Origin of the sequence: Haladaptatus sp. AB643, from assembly GCF_024136975.1 — an archaeon.
GTDB lineage: Archaea > Halobacteriota > Halobacteria > Halobacteriales > Haladaptataceae > Haladaptatus.
On sequence record NZ_JAMYJW010000007.1, the window covers coordinates 207,207 to 234,188 of the forward strand.

Sequence of the window (26,982 nt, forward strand, 5' to 3'; positions counted from 1 at the left end):
GGCGTTCTCGTTAATATACAATACTAACCATGGCTATTGGGAAGAGAAGTATACAGATTGGGCTATTTAAATCGTTGGCGTATGCAACCCATCTACTAACCCCCTCCCCACACTAATGAATACCTGTCGATAGAACTGTATTTAGACATCACATTTCCTTCGACAACAGTCCCCGCTTCAGAAACGTCATGTCTGTAAAGGGAACACCCGCCCTGTTTTTCGCGTGATTCTGTACCTAACATGTACCAATGACATTACTACGTGTGCCGCTGGCGTGTCAAAGCAAAGACTGACACCCAGCGGAATGCGGACCATCACGGTGGTATCATTCTACATCCCTACCCCAGTGATTGAATGGATGTATGGGAGCCATCACCGTTTCACGTTGTCACAACCCTCTTTCACACCCGTAGTGGTGGAACGGGTGTAGTTGTCCCACCACAGGAGTTACAACCCACGAGGGTCCACTGTGAACTACAATCCCGTGACAGCACCCACTACCGTTCGTTCCACGACCGAGTGACAGACGTCTATTGTCGTGACTGAAATGCTAACGCCGTGGATTCGTCTACAACAGACGTTGAAGTGGTTGATTCAGTTGGTTAGCATTCAGTCATGTAATGAACGGATGCACCGCTCGAACGTTCGTCCGTGGTCAGCCTCTCCAAACTCGTGATACTGCTATGCGTGGATGAGTTCGTGCCGGACGGTGGAGCTGAATTGCTCCCACCCGTGGTGTTCGTCAGCCGTCCAGGTCAGCGCAATCGTGATTGCCGCTGTTGTGGGGTCATACTTCGTGACGCCTGCCTGTCGTTGCGCTCGATGTGAAATCTCCCAATCGATCGTTTCGACTGGCAGCTCTGGGAAGTGCTCGGCGGCGACGATCGTTGCGTGCTGTTGTGCTCGGTCGAGGAGGGCTGTCGGTGTCTCCGGTGTATCGTCAGTCGTAGCGTTCGCGCTTTCGGTGAGCGTTCGCGCTTTCGGTGATAGCCAAGAACCTCAATTCATATTTTTGTGGCCTCGTAAATAGTCGTCGTCCCGCTCAGTTCGTTCGCGACGATGAGAAGCGAGTTGTCCGTCGGGCTATCTTCGGCCGGAACGAAGGTCAGCCCCTCCGGTGCGAGGTCACCAGCTGCACCGGCCGCCAGTTCACCACTTTCGAGTGCTTCGGCGAGGTTCGGGTTGGGACCGGTCAATCCCAGTTCGGTGAAATCGAATATCCGATTGTTCACGTACTGGACGAACACAGGTTTCTGGGGGGTAGAAATGTCGAACACCATCACACCGCCAACTTCCTCCAACCCCATGAACGCGTAGTCGGTTCCGTCGACGGTGCCAACTGCCACTCCTTCCGGTTGGGGGCCGGCTTTTGGACTCTCTTCGTCGAGCTGAATCGAGTCCGAACCGGTGTTGAACGCAGCTTTAGGGAGCTTTCCTTTGGAGATGAGGTCAGCGATGGTGCTCTCGATCATGTCGCCGCTCTCGAAGACGAGGTCGATACCGTCGTCAGTCGGTTTCCAAATCGCGAACGAACGACCGCCGTAGATATACAGCTCTTCGAGTATTCCGTCATCGTTTACGTCACCGAAGATGCTCGATACTCTGAGACCGACTAATGACGAGAGCGTGCACCTGTCGAACCGTGATTCGTCGATCGGAACGTCGATACGTCCGTCATCATTCGTGTCGACGCCGAAGGTTCCATTCTCCTCGATGAGAGTGCCGAACTCCGTGAACCCACTGTAGCCACGAGGGTCGCCCTCGTTGGCAGTTACCAAATATGTCTCCCCCTCGACTGTATATGCGTCTATCGAATCGGGTTGGTAGACTCCGAAGAGCGGTTGCGGTTTGATATCGATCCGTTTGTCGTCTATCGCGTCGAGCGCGTTCCTCGGGAGCGAGAAATTCTTAATTCCAAGTGGAACGATGTCACGGACGCTCGCCTGGGCAATGTCGACAATGGCGATGGCGTTGTTTTCTTGAAGGATAACGTACGCCGTCTTCGAGTCGGCGGAGACCGCAATGTACTCCGGTTCGAGGTCCTGTGCAACCGTCGCGTTCGGCCCATAGATGAGGACGCCTTTCTTGCGGAGTGCCTCCTTTTCCGAATTGAATTTTTGGAACCCAGCGGTTGCAACGTCCACGTTTTGAACACCACGGGAAACATCTATGATATTGACCGAACCGGGTGGATCGATGTCGTACGAATCGTTGGGTTCGCCTTCGCAGGCGACGAGCAATGACTCACCATCGGGGGTGAACGTCACCATATCGGGGAGAAAACCGACGGTTACCGAATTCAGAAGGTCGAGACTCTTGGTATCGTAGAAAAAGATCCGACCCGGCTCGGTTTCCGGGTCGGCAGCGACGGCGACAGCAACGACGCCATCGCGAGCAGCAGCGCTGTTTGCGGGGCCAGGGTTCTGCCAGACATCCGTAATTCGAATCGAATCGACCAGCGTCGGGTTCGAAGGATCGGAAATGTCGAGGACGTCGACACTGGTTTCGTTCGCATCCACGACGAACGCACGCTCCGTGCGTGCGTCGTAGGTAGGGATTTCCGCGGCATCTTCGTTGTACACGCCGCTTTCGTACCGGCCGATCTGCGTCAATAGCCCCATCGATTTTTCATCGAGATGCCTGGACTCTGCCCCTCCAACCGTCGATACCGCCGGTGTCAGGAAGAGCGCCCCACCAAGTTTGAGAACACTTCGTCGCCCCAGCGTTTGTCTTTCCGTCATCTGTCTGTCCATCGACTATTAGCTATTATTTAGTAATTCACTCTTGATTACACCTACTCCTACATTTATTTCCCATCAAAGCTCGCGTTGACGAGTTTGCAGTCAGAATGTACACCCATACAGGGAGGGGTACGACAGTCAGGGTCTGTTTACTATTAAGAGATGAAAGACAAGAGAACAATGCAAGAGAGGAGGCAGGAGTGGGATTAGATGTTGTAAAACGATATCTATATTCTTCCCCTCCAAATAATCATTTACTTCTGATATATCTAGCCACACTATTCGATCTCGCGTTTGCCGCGTTTGGCTCCAGTAGCCTCTTGCTTGTGACCAGAAAGACAAACAAAATCCAATCACAGTCGGCCACTGCACGGCTACTGATTGGGATGAAAATTCAATGGCTTACACAATTATCCTGCTCGGGTTTGTTCTACTGTACTGTTCCGGATTGTGTACTGTCTACGAACGGTGAGTAGTGCTGTCGGTGTCTCAGGTGTATCATCGGTCGATACATCCGCGCTTCCTGTAAGCGTTCGTTGGTCGTTAAATCCGAGAACGTCAATCGGCGTGCCATGGATAAAAAGGGCTGAAGCAGTGGTTAGTTCGGCAGTTCTTTTCGTCTCGTTCGCACGCATGGCCAGCATGGGAAGTCACCGAGACCGTCGCAGCCACAGTCTTCGGGTTCGGTCTCGTTGTCGTCCTCGGACCGGAAGGTGTCGAATGTCCTGTCGTCGATTGCGTTTTCGATGGCGGCCATGTGTTTGCAGAAGGCATTGCGGTGGACGTGATGCGGACACGTACACGCCATCAGTTCTTCGGTCACGTCGTCGATGGAGACTGTGATTGGTGCATCGTTTCGTACCTGTGGAGTCCACTACAGCAGTCTTATTACTCTCTATTACATACTGTTACGTATGCCCGTTGACTTCGAGAGCTATCACCCAACAGAGCTACCGAATGAAAACACGAATGGACGGTACATCCTCGAGTTTCTTGCCGACGATCCAGAGTTGGGATACCGTGCTGGTGAATTAGCCAAGGAACTCGATATCCCCCGTGGGAGTGTTGGAACGACACTGAGTCGACTTGAAACGCGGGGACTCGTCCGGCACAAGGGAGAATACTGGGCAATCAACCCTGAAGCGTACGATGCTCACACGGCGAGCCTCATCGGATTAGAGACGGTTGCAATTCAGTTCGAGGGCGACTACTACGACGAGAATCCGGACTGGGACGAAGATCTGCCAGATCTTGACGAAGAGGAGCAAGAGAGCGCGTCGACGGAGGAGGAGTGATGTATGACCGTGGTTCCGTGGTCATCGCTTCTGATCCGTTTGGAAATACACCTCGACGACCGTATTTGATTATCAGCGGTCAGAATCATCCGTTTGCTGGGCAACAGTATATTGCTCTCGGAATCACCACCAAAGAGTATCCCGAAGGACTCTCACTAGTGGACGAATTCGAGGCGGGCACACTGAATCGAGAGTCGTTTGTCTCTCCGTGGGCTGTCGTTTCACTCATGGACATTGATATTGATCGTACAGTTGCTCGACTTACATCGGAGTTTGTGGATACCGCGGTCGAAACGATGACGCAGTACGTCTTCGAGTGATATTCACGGCCCTTTGTCGAGTGTCACTCGTCGTCGGAGCGGGCACCATAAGTTAGTATGAGCTACTAACCAAGGATTGCTCTAAAACTCGAAGCAAAAGCGATAGAACTGACTCATCCAGAAAGCAGTGAGCCGCGAGAATCTTCCTCATATCTATTCCTTATCGCGAGAACTACTTAAATGAGAATCGGTCAGTGGTCGTTGGCCTCCTCGACACGGAGTGACCCTCCACACTCACTACAGCTATACTCCTCAGGGTTGCGAACGGTCTTCGAGCGTCGAAACCGGGCAATCCGACCGCCACAGTCCTCGCATACAAGCCACCAATTGGGTGCAGTGAAGCGTTCGCAGTGCCGCGAGGTATTGAGGGCGTCCGTCCAGCGGGTGAACGTTCGCCCGTGATCTGCCTCACCGAACTTGTGATATCGCTAGAAGTGGACAAGTTCGTGCTGAATGGTGGAACTGAATTGCTCCCACCCGTGTTGTTCGTCGGCCTTCCAAGTCAGCGAGATCGTAATCTCTTCTGTTGCAGGGTCGTACGTGGTGACGCCTACCTGTCGTTGGGCTCGGTGTGAAATCTCCCAGTCGATAGTTTCGACCGGCAAGTCAGGGAAGTGTTCGGTGGCAACGTTCGTTGCGTGCTGTCGTGCTCGGTCGAGCAGGGCTGTTGGTGGGGTCAGCCCCTCAAATCACCATTAGATCGTTCGATCTGTTGCGTTCGTTTGACACCATCACACTCTTCAATAACCTCAATAACGCCGTCCGGTACAAGATTGCGCCAGCGATCACCACGAAGCATCCGATCGCGAATCTCCGATCCCTGCAATTTGTCCCGATCGAACATCGGTGACCGTTGAACCTTGATACCCGCTTCTTCGAACAACCGAATAACAAGTGGATTGTTCGAATACGCAACATCGAAGTGGGGACTCATCCCTTGAAGATGGCTTACCCAAACAGCGTTCCGATTCAAATCCTCAATCGGAACAGCGTAAGTCGTAATATCGAGCTGCCGGTGAGCTTTTGTGAGCATCATGACGCGCTCGCCAGCAGTGAATGGGTTTCGTTGGGTGTGTGACTGATCGGCACTTCCAATACCCACAACTAACTCATCAACTTCGCTCGCAATCTCTTCGATAACCGCATGGTGACCATCATGATATGGCTGGAATCGACCGATGTAGAATCCACGGAACATGCTTAATCGCTCTAAATACAGCGAGCGACTGCATCACTCTTCGGTCTACTCGAACACGTTCATAGCCCACCAGACAATAATGGTGAGTGGATCATGTGAAATCGACTTCAGAGGAGACATCATATGACAGTTTCCAGATGTTTGGTGCCGTTATGCGTTGTTCATTCGTTGGCTTGTTGTCTCACCACACTTCTGGCACGTGGCAATTCGATATGGTTCACGCGAGAACTCGGTATTGTCTTGTTTCGTACTTTCCGTTCGGATCTCGATCGAGACTGTATGTGTGGTATCACGCTTGCAAGTCTCGCATGGTTCAATCTGTGTCTGTGATGTGTGATGTTCCCCCGTCATGAAAATCCCTTCCCAAGAGAGTAATATACGTATTCAAACATAAAACGCACTCTTTGTTAGCTCGTGTTCGAACCGATTTTTTCCAACATTAGATGGAGACCTGCCGAGTGATATTATTCACACTTCACGAGCGTTCGCTGGTCGGTAATATTCGAGAACGTCACTTGGCGTGTCATGGATACAAAGAGCTGGAGCGGTGGTTAGTTCGGCAGTTCCTTCCGGCCTGTTCGCACGCATGGCCAACACGGGAAGGCACCGAGCCCGTCGCAGTCACAGTCTTCGGGTTCGGAGTCGTCCTGTCGTCGATGGGTGGCCATCTACTGGTGGTTTATGGGGTTTTCGTGAGTCTCATTGGTGACCTCAACCATTCCCAACCACGAATGCTCGTTCTTTATCATGATGGAGTGTCGATCGGTTAGCCTCCGGGGAGCGTCCGAACGACGCCAGTGGTTTCGAGTATCATCCAGCAGAGAAAGAGGGCGTAGCCGACGAGCAAGCTGTATGCCTCTGGCGTGGTCAATTCCATCGCCGTTCGGAGGAACGAAAACAGGATTACAGTCGCGACGACCAGCACTCCCATCATTGGAACGGCGAGCCCGAAATCGACCGGTGCTGCTCCGGCAATAAGTACACCTGCCGGGATTGCCACCAGCAGGTCGAAAGTATTGCTACCGAGTACGTTCGCGAGGCTGGTGACATCCTCGTCTCTGCGGGCGGCCTGCACGCTGACAAATGCATCAGGAAGACTCGTCGCCGCGGCGAGTATCGTCAATCCCCACAGGAACGGTGGTGTTCCAAACGCCTCACCGAAGGTGAGTGCGGCCCGGACGAGCCCCTCCACGGCGATGACAATAACGATGAGACTCATGATGAGACGGATCCACTCTTGACCCACACGAATACTCGTCACCTGAGGGACGCCGTACTCTCGAGAATCGAGATATTGAATGAAGACGTAGAGTCCGTAGAGACCGACCAACGGAAGAACGAGGAGCCGTGTCACCTCCCCGGTAAGGTCGCCCCCACCGAGTGGATTGTAGATAACCGCCAATGCAAAGATCAGGAGGAGTGACGCCACGGCCAGCATGTAAAAGAGCGCCTCTTTGTAGACGACATCTCGGCTTGAGGTATACCGGTCGGTGACTAATCCGCTCACCCCAGGGATTACGAGAATATTGAATATTGCTGACCCGACGATGGCACCGACTCCGAGGTCGAACGCTCCGTGCAGCAGCGTCGAAAGGACGGTGCTCGATAGCTCCGGGAAACTCGAACCGATGGCAGTGATGATTGCCCCCTGCACGATGGCGGGTAAACCGTAGTACGCGGCCAACTGTTCGCTTGCATCTTCGAGCCACCCACTCCCTTTCCAAACGACAGCGGTGGCGACGATGGCAACCAGCGTGGACCAAAGCAGCCCTTCCATCGTCTATCCATCAACAGCAACGATTATCAAACGATACCAAATTTTGGATGTCACTATGAGATCCTCCTGTCCACCACGATGACCTGTGGCAGGGAAATATTAGGAATATTGTCTACCGGCCAGCTTGGGACGTGCCAAGAACAAAGTCTGTCCCTGGCAAAGTGTAGATGAACTACGCAGCACGGAGAATCCGAGAACGATCGTCCTATCGAAGCGATTATCATGAATCCGATTACAAAAGGAAAGATTACATTCGAAATCTGGCGTGCCAGGCGAGCGACTCGCTCGCAAATCGATCTACAACAACAACGACGGCTGGAGAACATACTGTCGTTCGTCCGGCGACAGTCACGGTTCTACAAGCAACACTTTGCGGATATCCCTGACGAAGTTACCAACCTCGAAGCGTTTCCACCGGTAACGAAGTCGGTGCTGATGGAGAATTTCGACGACGTGGTCACGGACACCGCCGTGACGAAAGCCGAAATCGACGAGTTCGTCGCCGATGAAGCGACGATCGGAACGCGTTTTCTCGATCGGTATCCGGTCTGGGTAACGTCTGGGACAACCGGCGAACCGGGTATCTTCGTTCAGGATGAGACCGCACTAACCATCCTCAACGTCGTCCCGGATCGGTGGACACTACCGGTATTACTTGGCGTCGAGCAGTTCAGCCGAATCGTCAAGAACGGTGCTCGAGGTGCAGAGATTGCAGTCACCGGTGGTCATTTCGCTGGTGCGTCTGGAGTCGCGCTAATGCGCCGTGAGTCCACGTTCTACCGAAATCGCATTGAAATGTTATCGCCAATGCAGCCGATGTCTGATCTCATAGACAAACTCAATCGATACCAGCCAGCCTTCCTCGTTGGCTACTCGACCGTCCTCGTTGAACTGGCGCAAGCCCAACGAGATGGTCGCCTCGACCTCAATCCGGTATTCATTGCCCCGACTGCGGAGCCAATCTCGGGTCCAGAAAAACAGGAACTTGTACGGGCATTCGATTGTGCGGTGCGTGAGATCTACGGTGCCACGGAGTTCTTCCCGATTGCGGTCGAGTGTGAACATGGAAACCTCCACGCTAATACTGACTGGGTGGTTCTCGAGCCAGTTGATGAGGAGTATCAACCGGTCGAATTCGGTGAGCCTTCCGATACCGTGCTGATAACGAACCTAGCAAACCGAATTCAACCGCTCGTCCGATACGACCTCGGTGACAGCATCACGATGTACGAGGAACGCTGCCCATGTGGGAGTGCGTTCCCCATCATCGAAGTCGAAGGACGGCAAGGGGATGTTCTCCGGTTCGAAACCAATGATGGAGAAGAAATTCCGATTTTTCCACTCGCACTCTCCAGTGTTGTTGAGGAAGTGTCGGGAGTACATCGAACGCAAATCGTTCGTACAGCCCCCGACACACTCCAGGTTCGCATTGAGGGTACTTCTGATACGACCGAGCGAGACGTCTGGGAGCAAGTCGAGCAGAACCTTCACTCGTTTCTTCGGAACCAGGGAATCAGTGGAGTGGCCATCGAAGCCGCATCAGAGGCACCACAACGGAATACACGAAGTGGGAAATTCCGTCACGTTTGGTCCGAACTGGAGCGCTAGACCACGTTTTTCGGAGATCAACTGTATCGAGATATATCAGTCGAGCCGTTCGACCGTTTCATTGGTTCCGTCCACTCGGACATGGTTGCCCATTCCAAGTTCAGTCGTCGCTCTGTTGACTCGAGACATGGTTTTGATCTATCGCACTCGGAGCAGTGGTGTACACAGCTATCCGCTAATCGGGGGGATAAGAAACGTAGACACAAAAGAAATTGATTGATAGTGAATGAATACGAGGTTAGTTCGGTAGTTCCTTCCGTCCCGTTCGTACGCACGGCCAGCACGGGAAGCCGTCAAGACCGTCGCAGTCACAGTCTTCGGGTTTGGTCTCGCTGTCGTCCTCGGAGGGAAAAACGTCAAGCGTTCCGTCGTCGGTTGCGGTTTCGACGACGGCCATGTGTTTGCAGTAGGCGTTGCGGTGGACGTGATGCGGGCAGGTACAGTCCATTAGTTCGTCGGTCACATCGTCGATGGCAACTGTGTACTGGTGGTCTGTGGGGTTCTCGTGGCTCTCGTTGGTGACTTCGACGAGTCCGGGGGCATCGACGTCGAAGGCGAATTGCTCGGCCTGTGCGCGTTTCTGTGCCGTCTCGTCAGCTTCAAGTTCACTAGGCGATTTCGTTGACATGGTCTTCTGGGTAGCATTACGGAAGACCGGTGCCGGGTGTTAGAGCACCCGGCGCGTTTCTACACACGCCCGAGGGCACCGTTCTTCCTTACCAATTGCTACTCCAGACGTTCATGCCCAATAGCAGACGCACCTGATCAAGTAAGCTTGCTATAGATAAATTTTTATTTCATTCCAATATTGGTTTCTACTGATGCGAGCTCGACTCATCGCTATCTTCAGTTTGATTCTCCTGACCACTGGGGCAGTTGCTCCAGTTACAGCAAATACAGGCACGAGTAGGACTGTCCACTCGGCGAATACGATGTGCTCATTCCCGATCACCGTCACCGATGCAACCGGGACACAAATCACCATCACGCAGGAGCCACAGCGGGTCGTCACGCTCAATCCAAGCGCTGCGCAAATGATGTGGGAAATCGGTGGAAAGTCCAAGGTCGTCGGCGCCTCCCAGTATGCAGCCTATCTCGATGGAGCAAGTTCGCGCACGAACATCTCTGGCTCCGGGAACGCGTACGTCAGCGAAGAGAAAGTAGTCAAACTCAAGCCAGACTTAGTCTTGGCACCAGACACAGTTCCGAACAGTACCGTTCAGAAACTCCGTCAGGCGAACGTAATCGTCTACCGGTACCGAGCGGCTGCGTCAATGACCGACATCAAGAACCAGACCCGACTCACGGGCAAGCTCACGGGTGAGTGTTCAGGCGCTCGACAGGCTGCCTCACAAATGCAATCTCGACTCGCAACGATTCACCATGCGGTTAACGGGACGAACCGACCGCGCGTCCTCTACACGTTCTTTGGGTACACCGCAGGTAAGGGAACGTTCATCAACCAAATCATTACAACGGCGGGTGGAGACAACGTCGCCGCCGACGCCGGCATCTCAGGATACAAGAAGATCAGTAAGGAGACGATTGTCAACCAGAACCCACAGTGGATCATCCGAAACGACCAACAGCCGACCGTTCCACACACCCCGGCCTACAATAGTACCGGTGCGGTGAAGCACGGAAATGTTATCGTTCTAAATCGCAACTACATCAGTCAGCCCGCTCCACGAGTTATCCAACCGATTACGAAGCTTGCGAAGAAGCTTCACCCCGATGCGTATGCGGCGACAAACGTGTCGACAACGCTTGCTGGACCCAACACGACACAGACTGGCAATGCGAATACATCAACGTCGACCACCAGTACGTCGGAATCTGAGCAGGAGACGACTTCGACGAGCAATCCTGGCTTCGGGGTCGGAATCGCGCTCGTTGGAATCGTAGGCACTCTCATTGTCATCGCGATGAGGAGAAACACGTAATGACCGTAGCACCCGCGAGCACAGTCGGAATAAGACTACAACCGAGGATACGACGAGGATGATCACGTCATTCGACCTCTTCGGGACGCTCGTTGAGGCACCGCGGCCGCAGAATCCAGCGTCCGCGATTGCAGCGGCGCTCGAAGCCCGCGACGTTCCAATTCCCGACGACTGGCCAGACGCCTTTAGCGAGTACCACCTCGACCTGCCCGAGGGCGCTGAACTCTCGCTTCCCGAGCATACAGAAGCCGCACTTGCCAGCCGCGGTATCAACCCAAACAATCAGAATCCTCTTACTGGTGTCAACAGCGATCTCGTCGCTCGAGCCGTATTCGATGCCTTTGATCCAAGACCTGTGACAACTCGCGAGAGTGCAATTGCCGCCGTGGACGTAGCGTCCGAGCGTGGCGATGTGGCGATACTTTCGAACTGCACAGTTCCGAATCTCGTATCCCGCACACTCGAACAGTCGACACTCGACGAGGCACACTTCGACGCAGTCGTGAGCAGTGTCGAGTGCGGTTGGCGTAAGCCCGACCCGCACGCGTTCGAAGCTGTCACGGATCGGCTCGACGGCTCGCTCGACGAACTCGTCCACGTTGGTGACGATCCACAAGCCGATGGGGGCGCCGACGCAGTAGGCGCCACGAGCGTACTCGTCTCGGAGACGCCACTGACCGATCTCCCCGCCGTTCTGGAGGGCCTGCGATGACGCTCACCCCAGTCGTCGCGGTTCTCTTAGCGTTCATACTTGACGAAACAATTGCTGAACCGCCGGTGTGCCTTCATCCGGTCGCGTGGTTCGGCCGCGTCGTCGGTGCGTGCGATCGATCCTGGCGGTATCCGCGTCTCACCGGTGTTCTCATTGCCTGCGTGTTTCCCTTTACGGCAGCCATAGTCGCAGGTGTGACGATCACGTTCCTCAGCCAAATCGCACCGACAGAAAACGTCGTTTCGATCGTCTTCCTCGGGTGCGTAGCAGGGATGTGGCTCTTTGCGACCACGAGTCGTCGGATGCTTCTTGATGTCGCTCACGGCGTCCTCGACGACATCGAGACGGATCCAGGACGAGCGCGAAACTCGATTCGGGCACTCGTCGGCCGCGACACAACGAACCTCTCTCCGGCAGAACTCCGGAGCGGCGCGGTCGAGAGCGCCGCCGAAAATCTCGCGGACGGCCTCGTCGCACCGCTGCTCGCGTTCATGGTCGCCGCCCAGTTTTCACTTTCAATGGCTGTTGCGGCAGCCGTTTGGGTGAAGGCTGTAAACACGCTCGACTCGATGCTTGGCTACCCCGCAAAGCCTCATGGGACCGCCAGTGCCCGACTCGACGACCTCGTCATGTGGCTCCCTGCTCGCGTAAGCGCGGTTCTACTCTCCATCGCCGCAGGCGACCTCACCGCACCGACCCGCGCCGCGCGGTGGGTGGATGCACCTCCGTCGCCGAACTCGGGTTGGCCGATGGCGACTCTCGCAACCATCCTCAATGTTCGCCTCACGAAGCCTGGTGTTTACACGCTGAACTTGGATGCCGATTTGCCGGCGGACGAGCGGGCGAAACGCAGTGTCCGAATCGTTGACCGTGCAGCTCTCGTCGCGTTCGGTTTCGCAGGGGTGGTCACGTGGTTCTGACCGCCTTCCGGGGTGCTGTGGGATTTCTTTCGCGAGCACCCGTCGGCCAGGACAAAGACTCGTGGAACGCATTCCGTTCGACACCGACCTCCTTCCCTCTCGCTGGCTACCCGATCGGGCTCGTTCTCGCACTCCCGTTCGTTCTCCCGATTAGTGGGCCATTCACCGCGTTCGCATTTGTTACATTGATATACATCGTCACTGGAATCCCACACGCAGACGCGATTGCAGACCTCGGCGACGCCGCGGTCGTTCACGGCCCCCCTGACGAGCGACAGACCGTCATGCAGGATACGACAGTCGGCGTTGGCGCCGTCCTCGCACTCGGACTCGTCCTCCTTGGCCTATGGACGGTAGGACTCCAACTCTCGAGTCTTACGTTAGGAGTGCTCGGCCTCGTCGTGACAGCCGAAGTCGGTGCAAAGCTCGCAATGGCAACTATCGCTTGTCTCGGGACGCCCGCTCATGAGGGTCTCGGCTCAGCTGTCGCCGACGACCACGGTCCTCGCTCGCTCGTACTCCCAATCGTCGCTGCACTTCCAGCGGCCGCCTTCACGTGGCCGAATCCGGCTGCCGCCATCGGCCTCGTCGGGGCGTTCGCCGCTGCGCTCGTCATGCTCGCGTGGGCATCCCGGCGGCTCGGCGGCGTGAGCGGGGACGTCATGGGCGGTGCGAACGAGCTTGCGCGGCTGGCCGCACTCCTCACGGGGGTGATCGTGTGGACGCACTCCTGATGTGCGGTGGTCGCGGAACTCGCCTCGATACTGACCGTGAGAAACCACTCTTTGAGGTCGGTGATTATCCCCTCATAGGTCACGTCCTCGAAGCGCTGGAGAGCAGCCAGGTCGAGAGCGTCCACACCGCCATCAGTCCGGACACGCCCGAAACGACAGACTATCTCAAATTGAGAGATGTTGACCTCATCGAAACCCCCGGCGAAGGTTACGTCTCGGACTTGCGCACCGCGCTGGAACGGCTCTCTCCTCCCGTACTCACGGTCGCTTCGGATCTCCCGCTTCTTTCCGGGGACGCCGTCAATCGTGTCTTGAATCAGTACAACGGTACTGCCGCTGTCCAGGTCTGCGTTCCGGCCACGCTCAAGCACCAACTCGGCGTGAGCGCGGACACAACGTACAATTCCGCTGGTCGTGAGGTCGCACCGGCTGGCATCAACATCGTCACCAACACTGACACTGAAACCATGTTCCTGACATACAACACTCGATACGCAATCAACGTGAATCGTCTCAAAGATGCCACCATCGCGGAGACCCTGCGATGAAGTTCGTTCTCGTCGCGGGCACGACTGAAACTGCGACTATCGACGGCATCAGCGCCGCCGGTGAGAACCCGGCGCTGATGGCGCACACACCGTGCGCAGACGCGGAACTTGTTGCCTATGGACAGCCGGTTTTCGCGCCAATCGTCCCGGTCAGCCCCGATGGTTGTCCGACACCCGGACTCGTAACCCGTGCGGTCCGGGATCATGTGGACTTCGAGTTTGTCGTTGCGAACGCTGGCCTCACAGCCCGCACCGCCGCACCATCCGTCACTATCGGTGAATCCCCCGGAGCGGATATTCGCGAATCGGATCCCGTCCCGAACGCTCGCGAACTCTACAAGACGGCACGTGAGTATGCAGTCGGGATACCGGACGACGAACTCGTAATCGCTGAAAGCATCCCGGGTGGGACGACGACCGCGATGGGCGTCCTCCGGGCACTCGGCGAAGATTACAGCATCTCCTCATCACTCCCGGCGAATCCGCTCGACCTCAAACGAGAGGTCGTCTCGGATGCGCTCGACGCAAGCAACCTCGAGCCGGGCGACCTCTCTGGCCAGCCGGTTGAAGCCGTCCGACGGATGGGCGATCCGACACTCGCCGTCTCGATGGGACTTCTCGACGGCGCCCTCAACCGCGGTGGCGACGTGACGCTCGCAGGTGGCACGCAGATGCTCGCCGCGGCGACGCTCGCCCGACACGCGGAACTGACGGAGTCGTTCGACGTCGCGACTACCTCGTTCGTCGCCGACGATGACAGCGTCGACATCCACGCGACCGCGAACAGCCTCGACGTCGAGTTGCACATTACCGACCCCGAGTTCGAGGAGGGCGTGCACGTCGCAATGGACCATTACCTCGCGGGTGTCGCGAAGGAAGGCGTCGGCATGGGCGGCGCACTCTACCTCGCGGCAGAAGCAAACGTCCCGATGGATGCGGTTCGCCAACGGCTAATCGAACGGTACGACAACCTTGTGGGGGACAATGGACCCTGACGCGATTCGTGCCGTGAAGCGCGTGCCCCACGGGAGCAGTGACGATCCTTACATCCTCGATTTCAGCGCGAACACGAACCCGCTGATCCCCGACGGCGTCACGGATGTCTACATGAGCGCCCTGCACGACGCGCGCACGTATCCACCAGAGTCACCCACCGCGTATCGTGCAGCCGCAGCAGACTTCGCCGGATGTGAAGCCGATCAAGTGGTTCCGACGCCTGGAGGACTCGCCGCCATCCGACTCGCTATCGAGACGACGGTCCAACCTAGCGACTCGGTCCTGGTCCCCGCACCAAGTTTCGCAGAGTACACACGGGAAGTCCGACTTCAAGGCGCTGACCCAGTCTTCGTCACGCACGACGCCATTCCCGACACCGACCCGAGTGAGTACGCGCTCGCAATCGTTTGCAACCCGAACAACCCGACCGGCGAATGCTACGATGCAGAGCGCCTCCGATCATTCGCCGCGTCCTGCCGCGAGGCGGGGACGCCGCTCCTCGTTGATGAGGCGTTCCTCGGATTCACGGACCAGCCGTCGCTCGCAGGAACACCGGGCGTCGTGGTCGCGCGCTCGCTCACGAAACTCTTCGGCCTCCCTGGCCTCCGGGCGGGATTCGCCGTCGCGACCGGGACACTCCTCGATGAGCTTGTGGCTGCGCGGCGGACGTGGAACGTGGGTCGGCCCGCTCTCGATGTCGGGACTTACTGCCTCGAACGGGAGGAATTCGTCTCCGAGACACGCCAGCGTGTCGCCGAAGAACGTGAACGGATGCGAGACACTCTCTCGGGGCACTACGAAGTACATGCGTCTGATGCACCCTTCCTTCTCCTCGACGTTGGTGGTAGAAACATCGCCGCGCTCGTCGAGGCCGTACGCGAACGAGGTATCGCGATTCGGGATGCAACGACGTTCCGCGGGCTCGATTCGCACATTCGCGTCGCCGTTCGTCTTTCCAAGGAGAACGATCGCTTGCTGGAGGTACTCGAAGATGTTTGATGCGACCGTCACGGATGGCGTCCTCCAGGTAACGCAGCCAGGCGCTCGCTGGCTATCTTCCGGATGGGACGGTGGGTTCCACGACACGGACGTCGCATACAATATCTCGGTTCCCGAGGGCTGGGAGCGAACGGACCTCACTGAGTACGTCGGGGAACGCCGAAAGCGAGCGGGATTCGTATCGTCGGGTCCTGCCCTTTTGACAGGTGTCGATCTTGGGCATCTCCAGGGCGCTCGGGACCGCTCGGTCGTTGTGTACGCGACGGCAGGCGTCTCGAATCCGGCTGCACTCCCGATGAATCCGGTTAAACGGCGGAGAAACGGGTCGATGGACGGCGATAATGGTGTGTCCGATTCTCCGGTCGGTACCGTCAACGTGATCGTCGGGACGACGCACGCGCTCTCGGAAGGTGCTCTCACGAATCTCCTCGGGGTCGTCGTGGAAGCGAAGACCGCGACGCTCCTCGCGGAAACCGGATTCACAGGGACCACGACCGACGCGGTCATCGCCGGGACGGTGACGTCGGGAGAGGAGACGACGTTCACGGGAAGCGCGACTGCGATTGGCGCATCGACGCGTGTCTGTGTTCGTGAGGCCGTTCAGGCGAGTCTCACCTCGCGATACGCGGACCGCGAACTCCCTGCGTCCGTCGACGACGCGAAATACGGGACAATCACGGACCGGCGAGCGGAGGTGTTCACGCCGTGAGAGGCATCGTGCTTGCAGGGACGGCCTCGGGTGTGGGAAAGACGGTAGCGACGCTCGCTGTCTGCCGCGCCCTAGAGAACGCTGGCTACGAGGTCCAACCCGCGAAGGCGGGCCCGGACTTCATCGACCCAAGTCACCATGTCGCTGTCACCGGAACACCATCGCGGACGCTCGACGTCTGGCTCGAAGGAGAGGTCGGCGTCCTCCGGAACTACCATCGTGGCGATGGGGATGTCTGCGTTATCGAGGGCGTGATGGGCCTCTACGATGGCACGGTCGCCAGTACCGCGGACGTCGCGGCCGCGCTCGACCTTCCCGTCGTCCTCGTGGTCGACGCGAGCGCGGGGATGGAGAGCGTCGCCGCGACCGCGCTCGGCTTCCGCGAGTACGCCGCGCACGATGGATCCGACGTGGACGTGGTCGGCGTACTCCTTCAGCGCGCACACGGTGGCCGCCACGAAGCCGGAATCCGCGACGCCCTCCCTGACAGTATGGAGTACCTCGGGCGGATTCCGCCGCTCCCCGACCTCGAAATACCCGAGCGCCACCTCGGCCTCGAGATGGGCGACGAATCGTCCGTTGATTCTAATGTGCTCGACGAAGCCGCCGAATCGATCCCCGTCCAACGCCTACTCGATGACGCTCGTGAACCACCTGCAATCGAGTCGACTCCTCGGCAACCGACACACGAGAAGACGGTCGCTGTCGCCCGCGACGACGCGTTCCGCTTCATCTATCCGGCAGTACTCGAAACACTCGGCGACCGAGTGCGCATCGAGACGTTCGCCCCGACGACAGGTGATGACCTCCCCGCGTGCGACGGCGTCTACCTTCCAGGAGGGTATCCGGAACTCCATGCGGACGCGCTCGCCGACTCACCAGCCCTCAACACGCTCCGTGAACGCGCGACGGACGACCTTCCCGTCCTCGGCGAGTGTGGTGGGTTGATGGCGCTCACCGAGTCGCTCACGACGACCGACGGAGAGACGTACGAGATGGCAGGAATTCTCCCCGCGGATGTCCGGATGCACGAGCGGTATCAGGCGCTTGACCACGTCGAGTTACGTGCACGGAGCGATACGCTAACGGCCGACGTGGGGGAGACGCGGCGCGGCCACGAATTCCACTACTCGAGCGCCGACGTCGCAGCTGACGCCCAGTTCGCGTTCGACGTCACTCGCGGGAGCGGCATCACGGATAATGCCGATGGGCTCACCGAATACGCGACACTCGGCACATACTGCCACTGCCACGCCGAGAGCGGTGCGTTCGAGTCGTTAATCGACCAACTGTAACTATGACTGAGAAAGAAACTCAAACAGACGAGAGCCGACGAGAAGAACAGCTTCGACACACACCTGGTAAGGGCCGAACGCCGACGCCTCGCGGTATCGAGCCGAGCGTGCCGGAGGAGTTCGGGTTCGTGCAGGTTTGGTGGGGCGATGGGAAAGGGAAGACGACCGCTGCGATGGGGATGGGGTTCCGGGCTGCGGGCCACGGCTACCGCGTCCACATGCTCCAATTCATGAAGGGTGGCGCGTCGAGCGTCGAGGACGTCCGCGGCGAATACAATGCCATCGATGCATTTCCCGGCTATACGTACGAGAACTCGGGTCACTTCGGCTGGCACGGTTTCATGGACGGCTCGAACGACGACGAGCACGCCGCTCGCGCCCGCGGCGGGCTGCATCGCGCGCACGAACTCGAAGAGGCCGCCCAGGACGTGGACGGCCCGCTCCCACTCGACGGCGACGCGGACGACGGCATCCACATGCTCATCCTCGACGAGATCCTCTACGCCGTCGCGCAGGGCCTCCTCGACGAACAGGACGTCGTCGATCTCGTCGAATCGAAGCCCGAGAGTCTCGAACTCGTGTTGACGGGAAGTCATGAGAAGCCAGACTACGTCTACGAATACGCCGACCTCGTAACGCAGGTCCGAAAGGAGAAACACCCGATCGACGCGGGTCAGCGCGCCAGGAAAGGCACCGAGTACTGATGACGGAAACACTTCTCGTCGCGGGAACGGCGAGTCACGTCGGCAAGAGCACGGTCAGTGCTGGGCTCTGTCGCCTCCTCGCAAACCAAGGGGTTTCGGTCGCGCCGTTCAAGGCGCAGAATATGAGCAATAACGCGCAGGTTGTCTCGACGCCGGATGGCGACTGGGGAGAGATCGGCGTTTCCCAATACACGCAGGCCCGCGCTGCCAGAATCACACCGACGACGGACGCCAATCCCGTTCTCTTGAAGCCGCGCGGTGACGGTGAGAGCCAGCTCATCATTCACGGGAAGGCCGTCGGGCACTTTGCAGCCAGCGACTACTATGAGGGGTACTGGGAATGGGCCCGTGAGTCCGCAACCGAAGCGTACGAGCGGCTCGCGGCTGATTACGACGTTGTCGTTGCCGAGGGTGCAGGGAGCATTGCAGAAATCAACCTCCATGATCACGACCTCGCTAACCTCGAGACGGCGCGCTTCGCCGACGCCTCGATACTGCTTCTCGTCGATATCGAGCGTGGTGGGGCGTTTGCGAGCCTCTACGGCACGCTCGAACTGCTCCCCGACGACATCCGAGAACGGGTCGTCGGCGCAGCCATAACGAAGTTTCGAGGCGATCCCAGTTTGCTTGAGGAAGGCATCGAGGCGATAGAATCACGAATCGGCGTACCGATACTAGGCGTCCTTCCTTATGACGATCCGGGACTTCCCGAGGAGGACAGCCTCTCTCTCCCCGACGTGAATGAGGTATTCACGATGGGTGACGAGGACGGAGTTCCTGACGAGCGGACCGTCACCGTCGCCGTCCCTCGACTCCCACATATTTCGAACGTTACCGATTTCGAGCCGCTCGCAGACGAGCTCGGCCTTCGCGTTCGGTATGTTCCCCTCAACGGCGTTCTGTCCGATGTAGACGCGGTCATCCTCCCCGGCACCAAGAACACCGTGGACGACCTGCGTGCGCTTTACGAGACAGGATTCGACCAGGAGATTCGGACGTTCCTCGGGCCGATCATCGGACTCTGTGGCGGTTATCAGATGCTTGGGCAGGCGATCACGAATGCGTCACTCGAAAGTACCGAGGAGATAGACTATGTCGAAGGACTTGGTCTGCTCCCTGTCACCACCACCTTCGAGACGGAGAAACGACTCGAACGAGTTTCTGTTCCCGTCGATGGTATGGGTCCAATTGCGGAAGCGTCGGGCACTGTGGAGGGGTACGAGATACATATGGGAAAGACCAGTCTGGCGGACGGAGAACTGAATGAGAGTTCGATACCGCGCCCAATTGGCGACCAAAGCATTGTGACTGACGGAGTTCTAGGGACGTATCTCCACGGACTCTTCGAGAACGAAAACGTTCGAACAGCCCTCGTCACCCATCTCTTTGAACGGGCTGACATTCCTCATCCGAATCACAGTGAGAATCGAGAAGACCCCTTCGAGAAGGCTGCTTCAATTCTCGAAGGCAGCCTCGATACCTCCGCTCTAGGCGTTTACTCGTCAACACGATGAGGATGTCTGAGAATGGATCACACATCGTCTGGGCTTAGTAGATAGGCAACGCGACCGATAGCCTCGAACCGTTTGAAATCTACAAACCGCTCGCGTACGACGAGCTCAATGGCAAAGTCAGTGAGCGAGACAGCCTGCTCTATTACTTCCAGAAGCTCGGGTACGAGAGTGCCAAAGCAAAGCTCTCGCAGTACAATGAGGATATTTATTTTTCCGATGCCCGACAGCGAATCTATTCACTAGTAGAAACGAAGCTCAGCGAGTGAGAAACTGTAAGCGATGACTACGAATCATTAACCACGAGTAGGTCGTCTTTCATGAGTTCCCACTGCTGATCGTACTCCATGATGTAGGCAACCTCTGTGATGAACTCCTCGTCGTATCCAAACCGAGAGAGGAGATGAAAGCCCATCTCAATCCCGGACGAGATGCCCCCAGCAGTCATTATTCGACCGGTGTCAACAACTCGGTGCTCATCGATATCGGTATCTGGAGCGATTTCGGCGAGTCGTTCGATAGGTACTGTTTCTTCGCTCGGGTCGCCGTGTTTTCGATTGGTGGCTTTCCGGTCATCGAGGAGCCCGATTTTACCATAGATCCATGAGCCGGTGCAGACGCTCACCAGAAGCGTCTCGTCTGGGAGGTCTTGAATGAATTCGTGAAGGCGCTTGTTATGCATCTCTCGTCGAGTACCGATCCCACCGGGAATGAGGAATGCATCCATCGTCGGGTTCTGATCAAGGGAGTAGCGTGGTGTGACACGCATGTTCGCCGTCGTTTTGACCGAGCTTGTGCTGTCCCCGATCAGAAAGACTTCTAATTCAGGATCCATTCGCTGGGCAACGGCAAAAACGCCGACGGGAGCGGTGAAGTCAACGACTTCGACGCCATCGAACACGTAAATGCCAAGTCGTTTCCTCATCTCCATGGTACTTAGTGACATACAGTAGGAATAGTAGAGTCAGAGTATTGGACGTGTTGTTGGTCAGTATCACTACAGAACTCGGTGGATTCAAGTAAAAAGACTGAAGCGGTGGTTAGTTCGGCAGTTCCTTTCGTCCCGTTTGTACGCATGGCCAGCACGGGAAACCACCGAGGCCCTCACAGTCGCAGTCACAGTCGCCCGGTTCGGCATCGTCGTTGTCCTCCGCTGGGAACGCGTCGATCATCCCGTCGTCGGTTGCGTTTTCGACGGCGGCCATGTGCTTGCAGAAGCCGTTCCGGTGGACGTGATGCGGGCACGTGCAGGCCATCAGTTCCTTGGTCACGTCGTCGATGGAGAGCGCATATTGGTGGTCTGTAGGAATCTCGCAACTCTCATTGGTGACGTCGATGAGTCTGGGGGCACCGAAGAAGTCGCTCAGAGTGTGATCTGCTTAGTTGTATTCAAAAATGCCTGTAAACCGGGCACGGGAGAGTTGAAATGGCGTTATTCGTGCAGCGCCGCTATCAGTCAATAAGATCGTTCAACAGCACTCGCCCCTCGACAACCGATGTTCGGTCCTCAACACCGACGGCTACCAAGACATCTCGAATAGCTTGTTCCGCAATCGTATCACTCACAAGTACCGCAACGTGAGCTGCATCTTCGACGACGTATTGATAGGCTAACCCGGCGAGAATAGTATCCGTTTTCTCAATCTCGTCTTCGGTGACATCATCTGCAGAGAGACTCAACATTCGTCTCCGCGTTTTGTCGACGACTTCCGGAACACGAGGAGTTGAGAAATCAATCCGACCCGGCTCTAACCATCCCGCATCTTGGGCTGCTCGCAATCGATCACGCTGATAGGCGTATGCATCGGGGTTTTCACCCAACTCTGTGGCGACCTGTTCAGGAACGGTGACGGTGAGGTTTCGCTGGCGAACGAATCGCTCGAACGCCTGGTATTTCTCGTTCGACGGCCCGCCCACCCATCGCGAACAGGACGCTACTGTCGATGATTGCGGTGCTGTCGCTCGGAATCTCCGCCCCTGGCATTATTCGGCCCGCTCCAGATAGGGATCGTAGTCAGCCGCCTCTTCGACGACATCCTGTAGCGCAGTGAAGACGGTCATTCCCTCGACGGGATGAACACCGAGTTTGGATGCCCCAGTCCGTTGTGTGAGCTCACCGTTCATCACCCGGAGCGTATAGTGGAGCGCCGCGGCCAGTTTCGCGATGCCCTGTCGCTCGATGAAGACACGAATGTCCTCCGTATCGTGCTGGCGGCCAATCGCGTCGATGAGGGTTGGTGTTGCAGTCACGTCGCCATGATCGGTCTCGATTTGGAGACGAATCGGCTCCACAGTGACCATTGTTGGGGTCTCATCGTCGTGGCGGGACAGCACACCCATCTCCTCGAGTTGCCCGATATATTTGTAGGTCGTCGAATGGGCCATGTCGAGATCCGTTTTGATAGTCTCGATTGCAACCGGCTCGCTCTGGAGAATGTAGATGTAGAGGCGGGCCAGTTGGGGTGTGTTCAGGAGTTCAGCAAAGGTGAGGAGGTCGTTGAACGTTTCCTCGGGGTAGGGCGTTTTCGCGATTCGATCGTCCGTCGACATCACAATACATGTTCTATGGATAGTGTACTAACTCTTCTCCCGAGGTGTGGACGGCATCAAAACAGTCCTACTTATTATTGTTTGTCTTACTATATTATTTTCAAACAGTTGCACAAAGCATATACCGAAGCCCAGAAGGGACCAGTTGTGGCGCGGTTATCTCTGACACCCTGAATCGGTCTCGCGTGGGTCTGGTGCTATCACTCCTGATCCATACTCCCCCTGCGCTCGCCACACCCTCCTTCCTACAACGGCGGCTCTCAATTAATCATAGATCAGTGCTTGCGTCTGTCGCCCTATGGGCAGTCAAACCGGGCGCGAGCTCTGCATGAAGGACTGACGTAGTTGTTGTATAAGTGTCGGGGTCGTTAAATAGAGAGTTGCATCCCGCAGCGATACACAGGCAAACAACGAAGATGAACATGAACCAACGGCGAGAGGTTCGCATTAGATTCAGTGTTGATGGTTTACCTGTGATTGGTGAAGACAAGATCACATCATGATTATTTGGATAAATAAATAGCCAACGATTAGAAATATTTTATCTCTTTTTGAAATAAAATACAGTAATATAGCAATTTTTATTATCGGAAATGAAGTGATGTGCTGTATGGTTGATGATGATAATACGGAAGCTGGTGTAGAGTTGGACACGCGACTCGAAGAAACGGAATCATTCGAACCACCGAAATCATTCGTTGAACAGGCCAACATTTCTGATCCAAGTATTTACGACGAGTTTGAGGAGAATTGGCCAAAGTGCTGGAGTCGAGCCGCTGATTTACTCGATTGGGATGAGAAATACGATACAATATTAGATGATAGCAAGGCACCATTTTATAAGTGGTTTACCGGTGGTTCGTTGAATGCCTCGTACAACTGTCTCGACCGACATCTGGGCAACCGGGGCAACGAGGTCGCCATTGAATGGATCGGTGAACTGGGGGAGACACGAACGTATACATACGAGGACCTTCACCGAGAGGTGAACGAATTCGCGGCAGCACTCCGGGAGATTGGGGTTGGCGAGGATGATGTCGTGACAATTTATCTACCAATAATCCCAGAACTCACGATCGCCATGCTGGCCTGTGCACGTATCGGGGCGCCCCATAGTGTTGTCTTCGCTGGGTTTTCGGCTGACGCATTAGCCACTCGAATAGAGAATGCAGGCTCTGAACATCTCATTACTTGCGACGGATACTACCGACGAGGCGATCCTCTTCAGCATAAAACGAAGGCCGATAAGGGCCTTTCACAGACTAATCACGATGTCGAAGAAGTAGTTGTAGTAGACCGACTTGGCGATGAGTACGATCACCCAATGGAGAATGGGGAGCATAAGTATGAGGACCTCATAAGCGAGCAGAAGGGAGCAGAAGTGAAACCCGTCCCTCGCGATTCTGAGGACATGCTGTTTCTGATGTATACTTCTGGTACGACGGGAGAACCAAAGGGGGTCAAACATACCACTGCGGGTTACCTGTCGTATGCATCGTGGACATCACACGCAGTCCTCGATATAAAGCCGGAAGACACCTATTGGTGTTCGGCTGATATTGGATGGATTACGGGCCATTCGTATATCGTATATGGACCACTTTCACTCGGGACGACCAGCGTATTATACGAGGGGACACCTGATTACCCGGATAAAGATCGATTTTGGGAGATTATTGAAGAGTATGAAATAGATATCCTCTATACGGCTCCAACGGCAATCCGGGCCTTTATGAAATGGGGTGAGCAGTACCCACGCAGTCATGACCTGTCCAGTTTGCGTCTACTTGGCACAGTTGGTGAGCCAATCAACCCACGTGCCTGGAAATGGTACTACAAGCATGTCGGCGATGAGAAGTGCCCTATCGTGGATACATGGTGGCAGACTGAGACGGGCGGCATGATGGTAACGACGCTGCCAGCAATTGAAACGATGAAACCAGGTAGTGCTGGACCACCGCTTCCCGGCATTGACGCCCAAATCGTGGATACCAAGGGTGAACCAGTTGGAATAGGGCAGGCGGGGTATCTCACAGTGCAGAAACCGTGGCCAGGGATGCTTCGTACCGTCTATAATAACGATGACCGGTACATCAGTGAATACTGGCAGGAGTACTCCGATCCAGATGCGGACAAGTGGGTGTACTTCCCAGAGGATGGAGCAAAGTTAGATGAAGACGATTATATCACTGTTATCGGCCGTGTAGATGATGTGCTCAATGTTTCCGGTCATCGCCTTGGAACCATGGAAATTGAGAGTGCTATCGTCGGTGTGGAAGGTATCGCGGAGGCAGCTGTCGTTGGTGGCGCTCACGAATTGAAGGGTGAAGCAGTTTATGCCTATGTCATCACTGAGGATTCCCACGATAGTGATGATGCAATGCATGATCGCATTGTGGCGGCCATCGAGGACACTATCGGGCCAATTGCACGACCTGAGGAGATACTATTCACGCCAGAACTTCCGAAAACACAATCCGGGAAAATCATGCGGCGCCTCCTTGAGGACGTTGCCAATGACGATGATCTCGGCGACACGTCCACCCTTCGCAATCCAGACGTTATCGAGGAGATTCAAGCGAAGAGAAAGAGTACCAAAGACTAATCTCAGAACAGGTAGTCCAATTTGTGCGATCTAGTGAGTGCCTACTGAAGAGTTGAGAATATACTCAAGGTGGTTGAGGAAAGCAGAGTTTCCGGTGGTGACTGCCCGATGGGTCGCAGATACCGTCGAGATGGAGCGACGGCCAGTGCGTCAACGACTCAAGGAGCTGCATGAGCAAGGTGAGTTGGAACGTGGAAAGTTGAGTCCGCGGGTTGTTATCTGGTGGATCCCAGAAGAGTAGTGGGAATATTAGCGTGCTTCACATGAGAACGATCATCCACCCGTTGTAGTGGGAGCCCTACTGATCGATTCGTCATGTCCCAGACCACAAAGTCTAATATGGCACTATCTTGTAGTATGGAATATGCCCGTGAATGAGGATGCGCAGCGTCGGATGAACAAGGACGTCCGAGAAAACTCTGCACTGTATGCAGCGCTCGCTGACGCTGACGACGACGAATAACTACCTCTTCTCGTAATCTAACACATCGTCAAAATAGCGCCGCCAGACGTCATAGAGCGGATCTTTCTGATAGATGTCTGCAAGAGTAATTGTCGGTAGTTCACCTCGAACAGTATGCGATTCGTCTCTCACTTGGCGAGTTCGTTCTGGATCCCAGTCACCTGGAGGGAGATCGTTTTCGGCCATATTCTCACGAAGGATAACGACACCCGTTCGGTGATTTGCGTCTGGGGAAAAGTGCTTACCGACAAACGCTTGCATCACAACGCACATTGGTCGTGGAGTGATTCGTCGTATGGAAATCGCTCAAGGAGCTTTTTGATATCGCCATTTCTCACGACCCAAATATCATGCCGAAGTCGATGATCAAGAAGTCCTTGTCCAACGCGATACTCCATCCCATTTTGTTCCAGGAAATGCGTATTTTGGAGCTTGATGTCCTCCGGATTGAGAAATGAGAGATCCTCGATCTTAGCTGGAGAATTGTCGGGGGACACAAGCTGTCTTTTGTTGGTATTGGTCAAAGAGCTTCCCCAGTAGCAGGGGAGAACAAAGGTTCGAGCCATCTGTTCTACCGACAGGAGATCTGTATCATCGTACCGACTACAAACTCGAAAGGAGAAGGTCTTTGTTGGGTGCGTAGTGATATCGGAGTGCCTTGGTAGCTCAGGCTGGCAGAGCAACTCCTTTGTAAGGAGTCGGTCGAGAGTTCAAATCTCTCCTGAGGCTTCTAACGGTTTTAGACAATAAGGAATAACAGTAGCTTCTGGAGGATTGTCTACAGTTAGTATGCGATATTGACAAAGTTCGCATTTGAGTGAAATAGCTCCGAATACGCTATTCCGATACATCCTCAAAATCAGCACCCTCTTTCAACTCTCGACGCTTTTCTCCGGATTCCTTGCTACTTGGGACTAATCCTCCAGAGTCATTTTTTGACGAATGGAGCTCATTCCGTGACTCTGTTTCTTGATTTAGTTCACTCGGTGAATGTTTGTCACCGTCCTCATAGACAGTTCCATCGCCGAGCGTAATTGATGTCGCTAGTTCGTCACTCAGTCGTTTCAAGATCGTTTCTGCGCCAGTCGATTTCAAGACACCATCCAATGGGCGTGGTGCCCACCAGAGAACACCGGTGTCATGGATCTCCAATCGTTCGATACGACCCTGATTATGGAGTTCGGTCAGTGTTGAGCGAGTAGTTTCCGGACTCTCCTGGACAATATTTGCAATGTCACTCGTTGTGCTCGCAGCCTCTTCGGTAGCTAGTAGCGCATCGAGTGTTTGGTCAAGCGTTTCTTGCTCATTGGTCTGCTCAGGGTCATTCTGTTCTTTCACAGAGAACACTAGACGA

26 protein-coding genes and 1 tRNA gene are annotated in these 26,982 nt (G+C 55.6%); 16 read left to right on the forward strand and 11 right to left on the reverse strand.

Features of this window, described 5'->3' with window-relative positions; all coding sequences use genetic code 11:
• Positions 1-1,004 precede the first annotated feature (1,004 nt).
• Positions 1,005-2,741 (reverse strand): choice-of-anchor I family protein, encoded by a 1,737-nt coding sequence (locus NKF25_RS15385; protein WP_253227537.1) that lies wholly within the window; start codon positions 2,739-2,741, stop codon positions 1,005-1,007.
• 598 nt (positions 2,742-3,339) lie between these two features.
• A complete protein-coding gene (locus NKF25_RS15390; RefSeq protein ID WP_253227538.1) occupies positions 3,340-3,564 on the reverse strand; it encodes an SWIM zinc finger family protein in 225 nt (74 codons plus the stop codon).
• A 91-nt stretch (positions 3,565-3,655) separates the two neighbouring features.
• On the opposite strand from NKF25_RS15390, the gene NKF25_RS15395 reads away from it, so the two are divergent.
• Positions 3,656-4,036, forward strand: coding sequence for a helix-turn-helix domain-containing protein (locus NKF25_RS15395; protein ID WP_253227539.1), 381 nt, complete (start codon positions 3,656-3,658; stop codon positions 4,034-4,036).
• Positions 4,036-4,356 (forward strand): hypothetical protein, encoded by a 321-nt coding sequence (locus tag NKF25_RS15400; RefSeq protein WP_253227540.1) that lies wholly within the window; start codon positions 4,036-4,038, stop codon positions 4,354-4,356. Before NKF25_RS15395 ends, NKF25_RS15400 begins: the two co-directional genes overlap by 1 nt.
• Positions 4,357-5,032: 676 nt before the next feature.
• On the opposite strand, the gene NKF25_RS15405 is transcribed toward NKF25_RS15400, so the two are convergent.
• The 3 genes from NKF25_RS15405 to NKF25_RS15415 form a co-directional block, all read right to left on the reverse strand.
• Entirely contained in the window at positions 5,033-5,554 is a 522-nt protein-coding gene (locus NKF25_RS15405) for a nicotinamide-nucleotide adenylyltransferase (protein ID WP_253227541.1), read from the reverse strand.
• A gap of 150 nt (positions 5,555-5,704) precedes the next feature.
• The gene (locus tag NKF25_RS15410; protein WP_253227542.1) at positions 5,705-5,905 is read right to left on the reverse strand and encodes a hypothetical protein; all 201 of its coding nucleotides are present in this window, start codon (positions 5,903-5,905) and stop codon (positions 5,705-5,707) included.
• A gap of 415 nt (positions 5,906-6,320) precedes the next feature.
• Positions 6,321-7,331 carry a sodium:calcium antiporter gene (locus NKF25_RS15415; protein ID WP_253227543.1) on the reverse strand — a complete coding sequence of 337 codons (1,011 nt, stop codon included), beginning with the start codon at positions 7,329-7,331 and terminating at the stop codon, positions 6,321-6,323.
• A 222-nt stretch (positions 7,332-7,553) separates the two neighbouring features.
• Here NKF25_RS15415 and NKF25_RS15420 point away from each other — a divergent pair, with 222 nt between their 5' ends.
• Positions 7,554-8,939: a phenylacetate--CoA ligase family protein gene (locus tag NKF25_RS15420; RefSeq protein WP_253227544.1), complete on the forward strand. Its 1,386-nt coding sequence runs from the start codon at positions 7,554-7,556 to the stop codon at positions 8,937-8,939.
• Between the two features lie 238 nt (positions 8,940-9,177).
• On the opposite strand, the gene NKF25_RS15425 is transcribed toward NKF25_RS15420, so the two are convergent.
• Complete coding sequence (locus tag NKF25_RS15425; RefSeq protein WP_253227545.1) at positions 9,178-9,567, reverse strand: SWIM zinc finger family protein; 390 nt, start codon at positions 9,565-9,567, stop codon at positions 9,178-9,180.
• Positions 9,568-9,760: 193 nt separating this feature from the next.
• Here NKF25_RS15425 and NKF25_RS15430 point away from each other — a divergent pair, with 193 nt between their 5' ends.
• Genes NKF25_RS15430 through NKF25_RS15480 form a run of 11 tightly spaced genes read left to right on the forward strand, consistent with a single transcriptional unit; the run spans position 9,761 to position 20,013 of the window.
• Positions 9,761-10,882 (forward strand): PGF-CTERM-anchored ABC transporter substrate-binding protein, encoded by a 1,122-nt coding sequence (locus NKF25_RS15430; RefSeq protein WP_253227546.1) that lies wholly within the window; start codon positions 9,761-9,763, stop codon positions 10,880-10,882.
• Positions 10,883-10,940: 58 nt separating this feature from the next.
• Positions 10,941-11,594 carry an HAD family hydrolase gene (locus NKF25_RS15435; RefSeq protein ID WP_253227547.1) on the forward strand — a complete coding sequence of 218 codons (654 nt, stop codon included), beginning with the start codon at positions 10,941-10,943 and terminating at the stop codon, positions 11,592-11,594.
• A complete protein-coding gene (gene cbiB / locus NKF25_RS15440; protein WP_253227548.1) occupies positions 11,591-12,514 on the forward strand; it encodes an adenosylcobinamide-phosphate synthase CbiB in 924 nt (307 codons plus the stop codon). The genes NKF25_RS15435 and cbiB overlap by 4 nt, the downstream gene beginning before the upstream one ends.
• A complete protein-coding gene (cobS, locus tag NKF25_RS15445) occupies positions 12,505-13,248 on the forward strand; it encodes an adenosylcobinamide-GDP ribazoletransferase (protein WP_342766335.1) in 744 nt (247 codons plus the stop codon). Before cbiB ends, cobS begins: the two co-directional genes overlap by 10 nt.
• Positions 13,248-13,796, forward strand: a complete 549-nt coding sequence (locus NKF25_RS15450; RefSeq protein WP_253227581.1) for an NTP transferase domain-containing protein — start codon at positions 13,248-13,250, stop codon at positions 13,794-13,796. The genes cobS and NKF25_RS15450 overlap by 1 nt, the downstream gene beginning before the upstream one ends.
• Positions 13,793-14,791: a nicotinate mononucleotide-dependent phosphoribosyltransferase CobT gene (gene cobT / locus NKF25_RS15455; RefSeq protein ID WP_253227550.1), complete on the forward strand. Its 999-nt coding sequence runs from the start codon at positions 13,793-13,795 to the stop codon at positions 14,789-14,791. The genes NKF25_RS15450 and cobT overlap by 4 nt, the downstream gene beginning before the upstream one ends.
• Positions 14,781-15,791, forward strand: coding sequence for a threonine-phosphate decarboxylase CobD (gene cobD / locus NKF25_RS15460; protein ID WP_253227551.1), 1,011 nt, complete (start codon positions 14,781-14,783; stop codon positions 15,789-15,791). Before cobT ends, cobD begins: the two co-directional genes overlap by 11 nt.
• A complete protein-coding gene (locus NKF25_RS15465; RefSeq protein ID WP_253227552.1) occupies positions 15,784-16,500 on the forward strand; it encodes an adenosylcobinamide amidohydrolase in 717 nt (238 codons plus the stop codon). The genes cobD and NKF25_RS15465 overlap by 8 nt, the downstream gene beginning before the upstream one ends.
• A complete protein-coding gene (locus NKF25_RS15470) occupies positions 16,497-17,795 on the forward strand; it encodes a cobyrinic acid a,c-diamide synthase (protein ID WP_253227553.1) in 1,299 nt (432 codons plus the stop codon). The genes NKF25_RS15465 and NKF25_RS15470 overlap by 4 nt, the downstream gene beginning before the upstream one ends.
• Before the next feature lie 2 nt (positions 17,796-17,797).
• Entirely contained in the window at positions 17,798-18,499 is a 702-nt protein-coding gene (locus NKF25_RS15475; protein ID WP_253227554.1) for a cob(I)yrinic acid a,c-diamide adenosyltransferase, read from the forward strand.
• Positions 18,499-20,013 carry a cobyric acid synthase gene (locus NKF25_RS15480; protein ID WP_253227555.1) on the forward strand — a complete coding sequence of 505 codons (1,515 nt, stop codon included), beginning with the start codon at positions 18,499-18,501 and terminating at the stop codon, positions 20,011-20,013. Before NKF25_RS15475 ends, NKF25_RS15480 begins: the two co-directional genes overlap by 1 nt.
• A gap of 283 nt (positions 20,014-20,296) precedes the next feature.
• Here the strand turns inward: NKF25_RS15480 and NKF25_RS15485 are convergent, their stop codons facing one another.
• The 4 genes from NKF25_RS15485 to NKF25_RS15500 all read right to left on the reverse strand — a co-directional run bounded on the left by NKF25_RS15485 (position 20,297) and on the right by NKF25_RS15500 (position 22,560).
• Positions 20,297-20,956 carry a DJ-1/PfpI family protein gene (locus tag NKF25_RS15485; protein ID WP_253227556.1) on the reverse strand — a complete coding sequence of 220 codons (660 nt, stop codon included), beginning with the start codon at positions 20,954-20,956 and terminating at the stop codon, positions 20,297-20,299.
• Positions 20,957-21,050: 94 nt separating this feature from the next.
• A complete protein-coding gene (locus tag NKF25_RS15490; protein ID WP_253227557.1) occupies positions 21,051-21,281 on the reverse strand; it encodes an SWIM zinc finger family protein in 231 nt (76 codons plus the stop codon).
• Between the two features lie 181 nt (positions 21,282-21,462).
• Complete coding sequence (locus NKF25_RS15495) at positions 21,463-21,927, reverse strand: hypothetical protein (protein ID WP_253227558.1); 465 nt, start codon at positions 21,925-21,927, stop codon at positions 21,463-21,465.
• 66 nt (positions 21,928-21,993) lie between these two features.
• Positions 21,994-22,560, reverse strand: coding sequence for a transcriptional regulator TrmB (locus tag NKF25_RS15500; protein ID WP_253227559.1), 567 nt, complete (start codon positions 22,558-22,560; stop codon positions 21,994-21,996).
• Between the two features lie 610 nt (positions 22,561-23,170).
• Here NKF25_RS15500 and acs point away from each other — a divergent pair.
• Together acs and NKF25_RS15510 are read left to right on the forward strand one after the other, a co-directional pair.
• Positions 23,171-25,165, forward strand: coding sequence for an acetate--CoA ligase (gene acs / locus NKF25_RS15505; protein ID WP_253227560.1), 1,995 nt, complete (start codon positions 23,171-23,173; stop codon positions 25,163-25,165).
• A 1,118-nt stretch (positions 25,166-26,283) separates the two neighbouring features.
• Positions 26,284-26,357: transfer RNA gene (locus NKF25_RS15510), tRNA-Thr, on the forward strand.
• A gap of 108 nt (positions 26,358-26,465) precedes the next feature.
• On the opposite strand, the gene NKF25_RS15515 is transcribed toward NKF25_RS15510, so the two are convergent.
• On the reverse strand, positions 26,466-26,966 hold the full coding sequence (locus NKF25_RS15515) for a hypothetical protein (protein WP_253227561.1): 501 nt from the start codon (positions 26,964-26,966) through the stop codon (positions 26,466-26,468).
• Positions 26,967-26,982 lie beyond the last annotated feature (16 nt).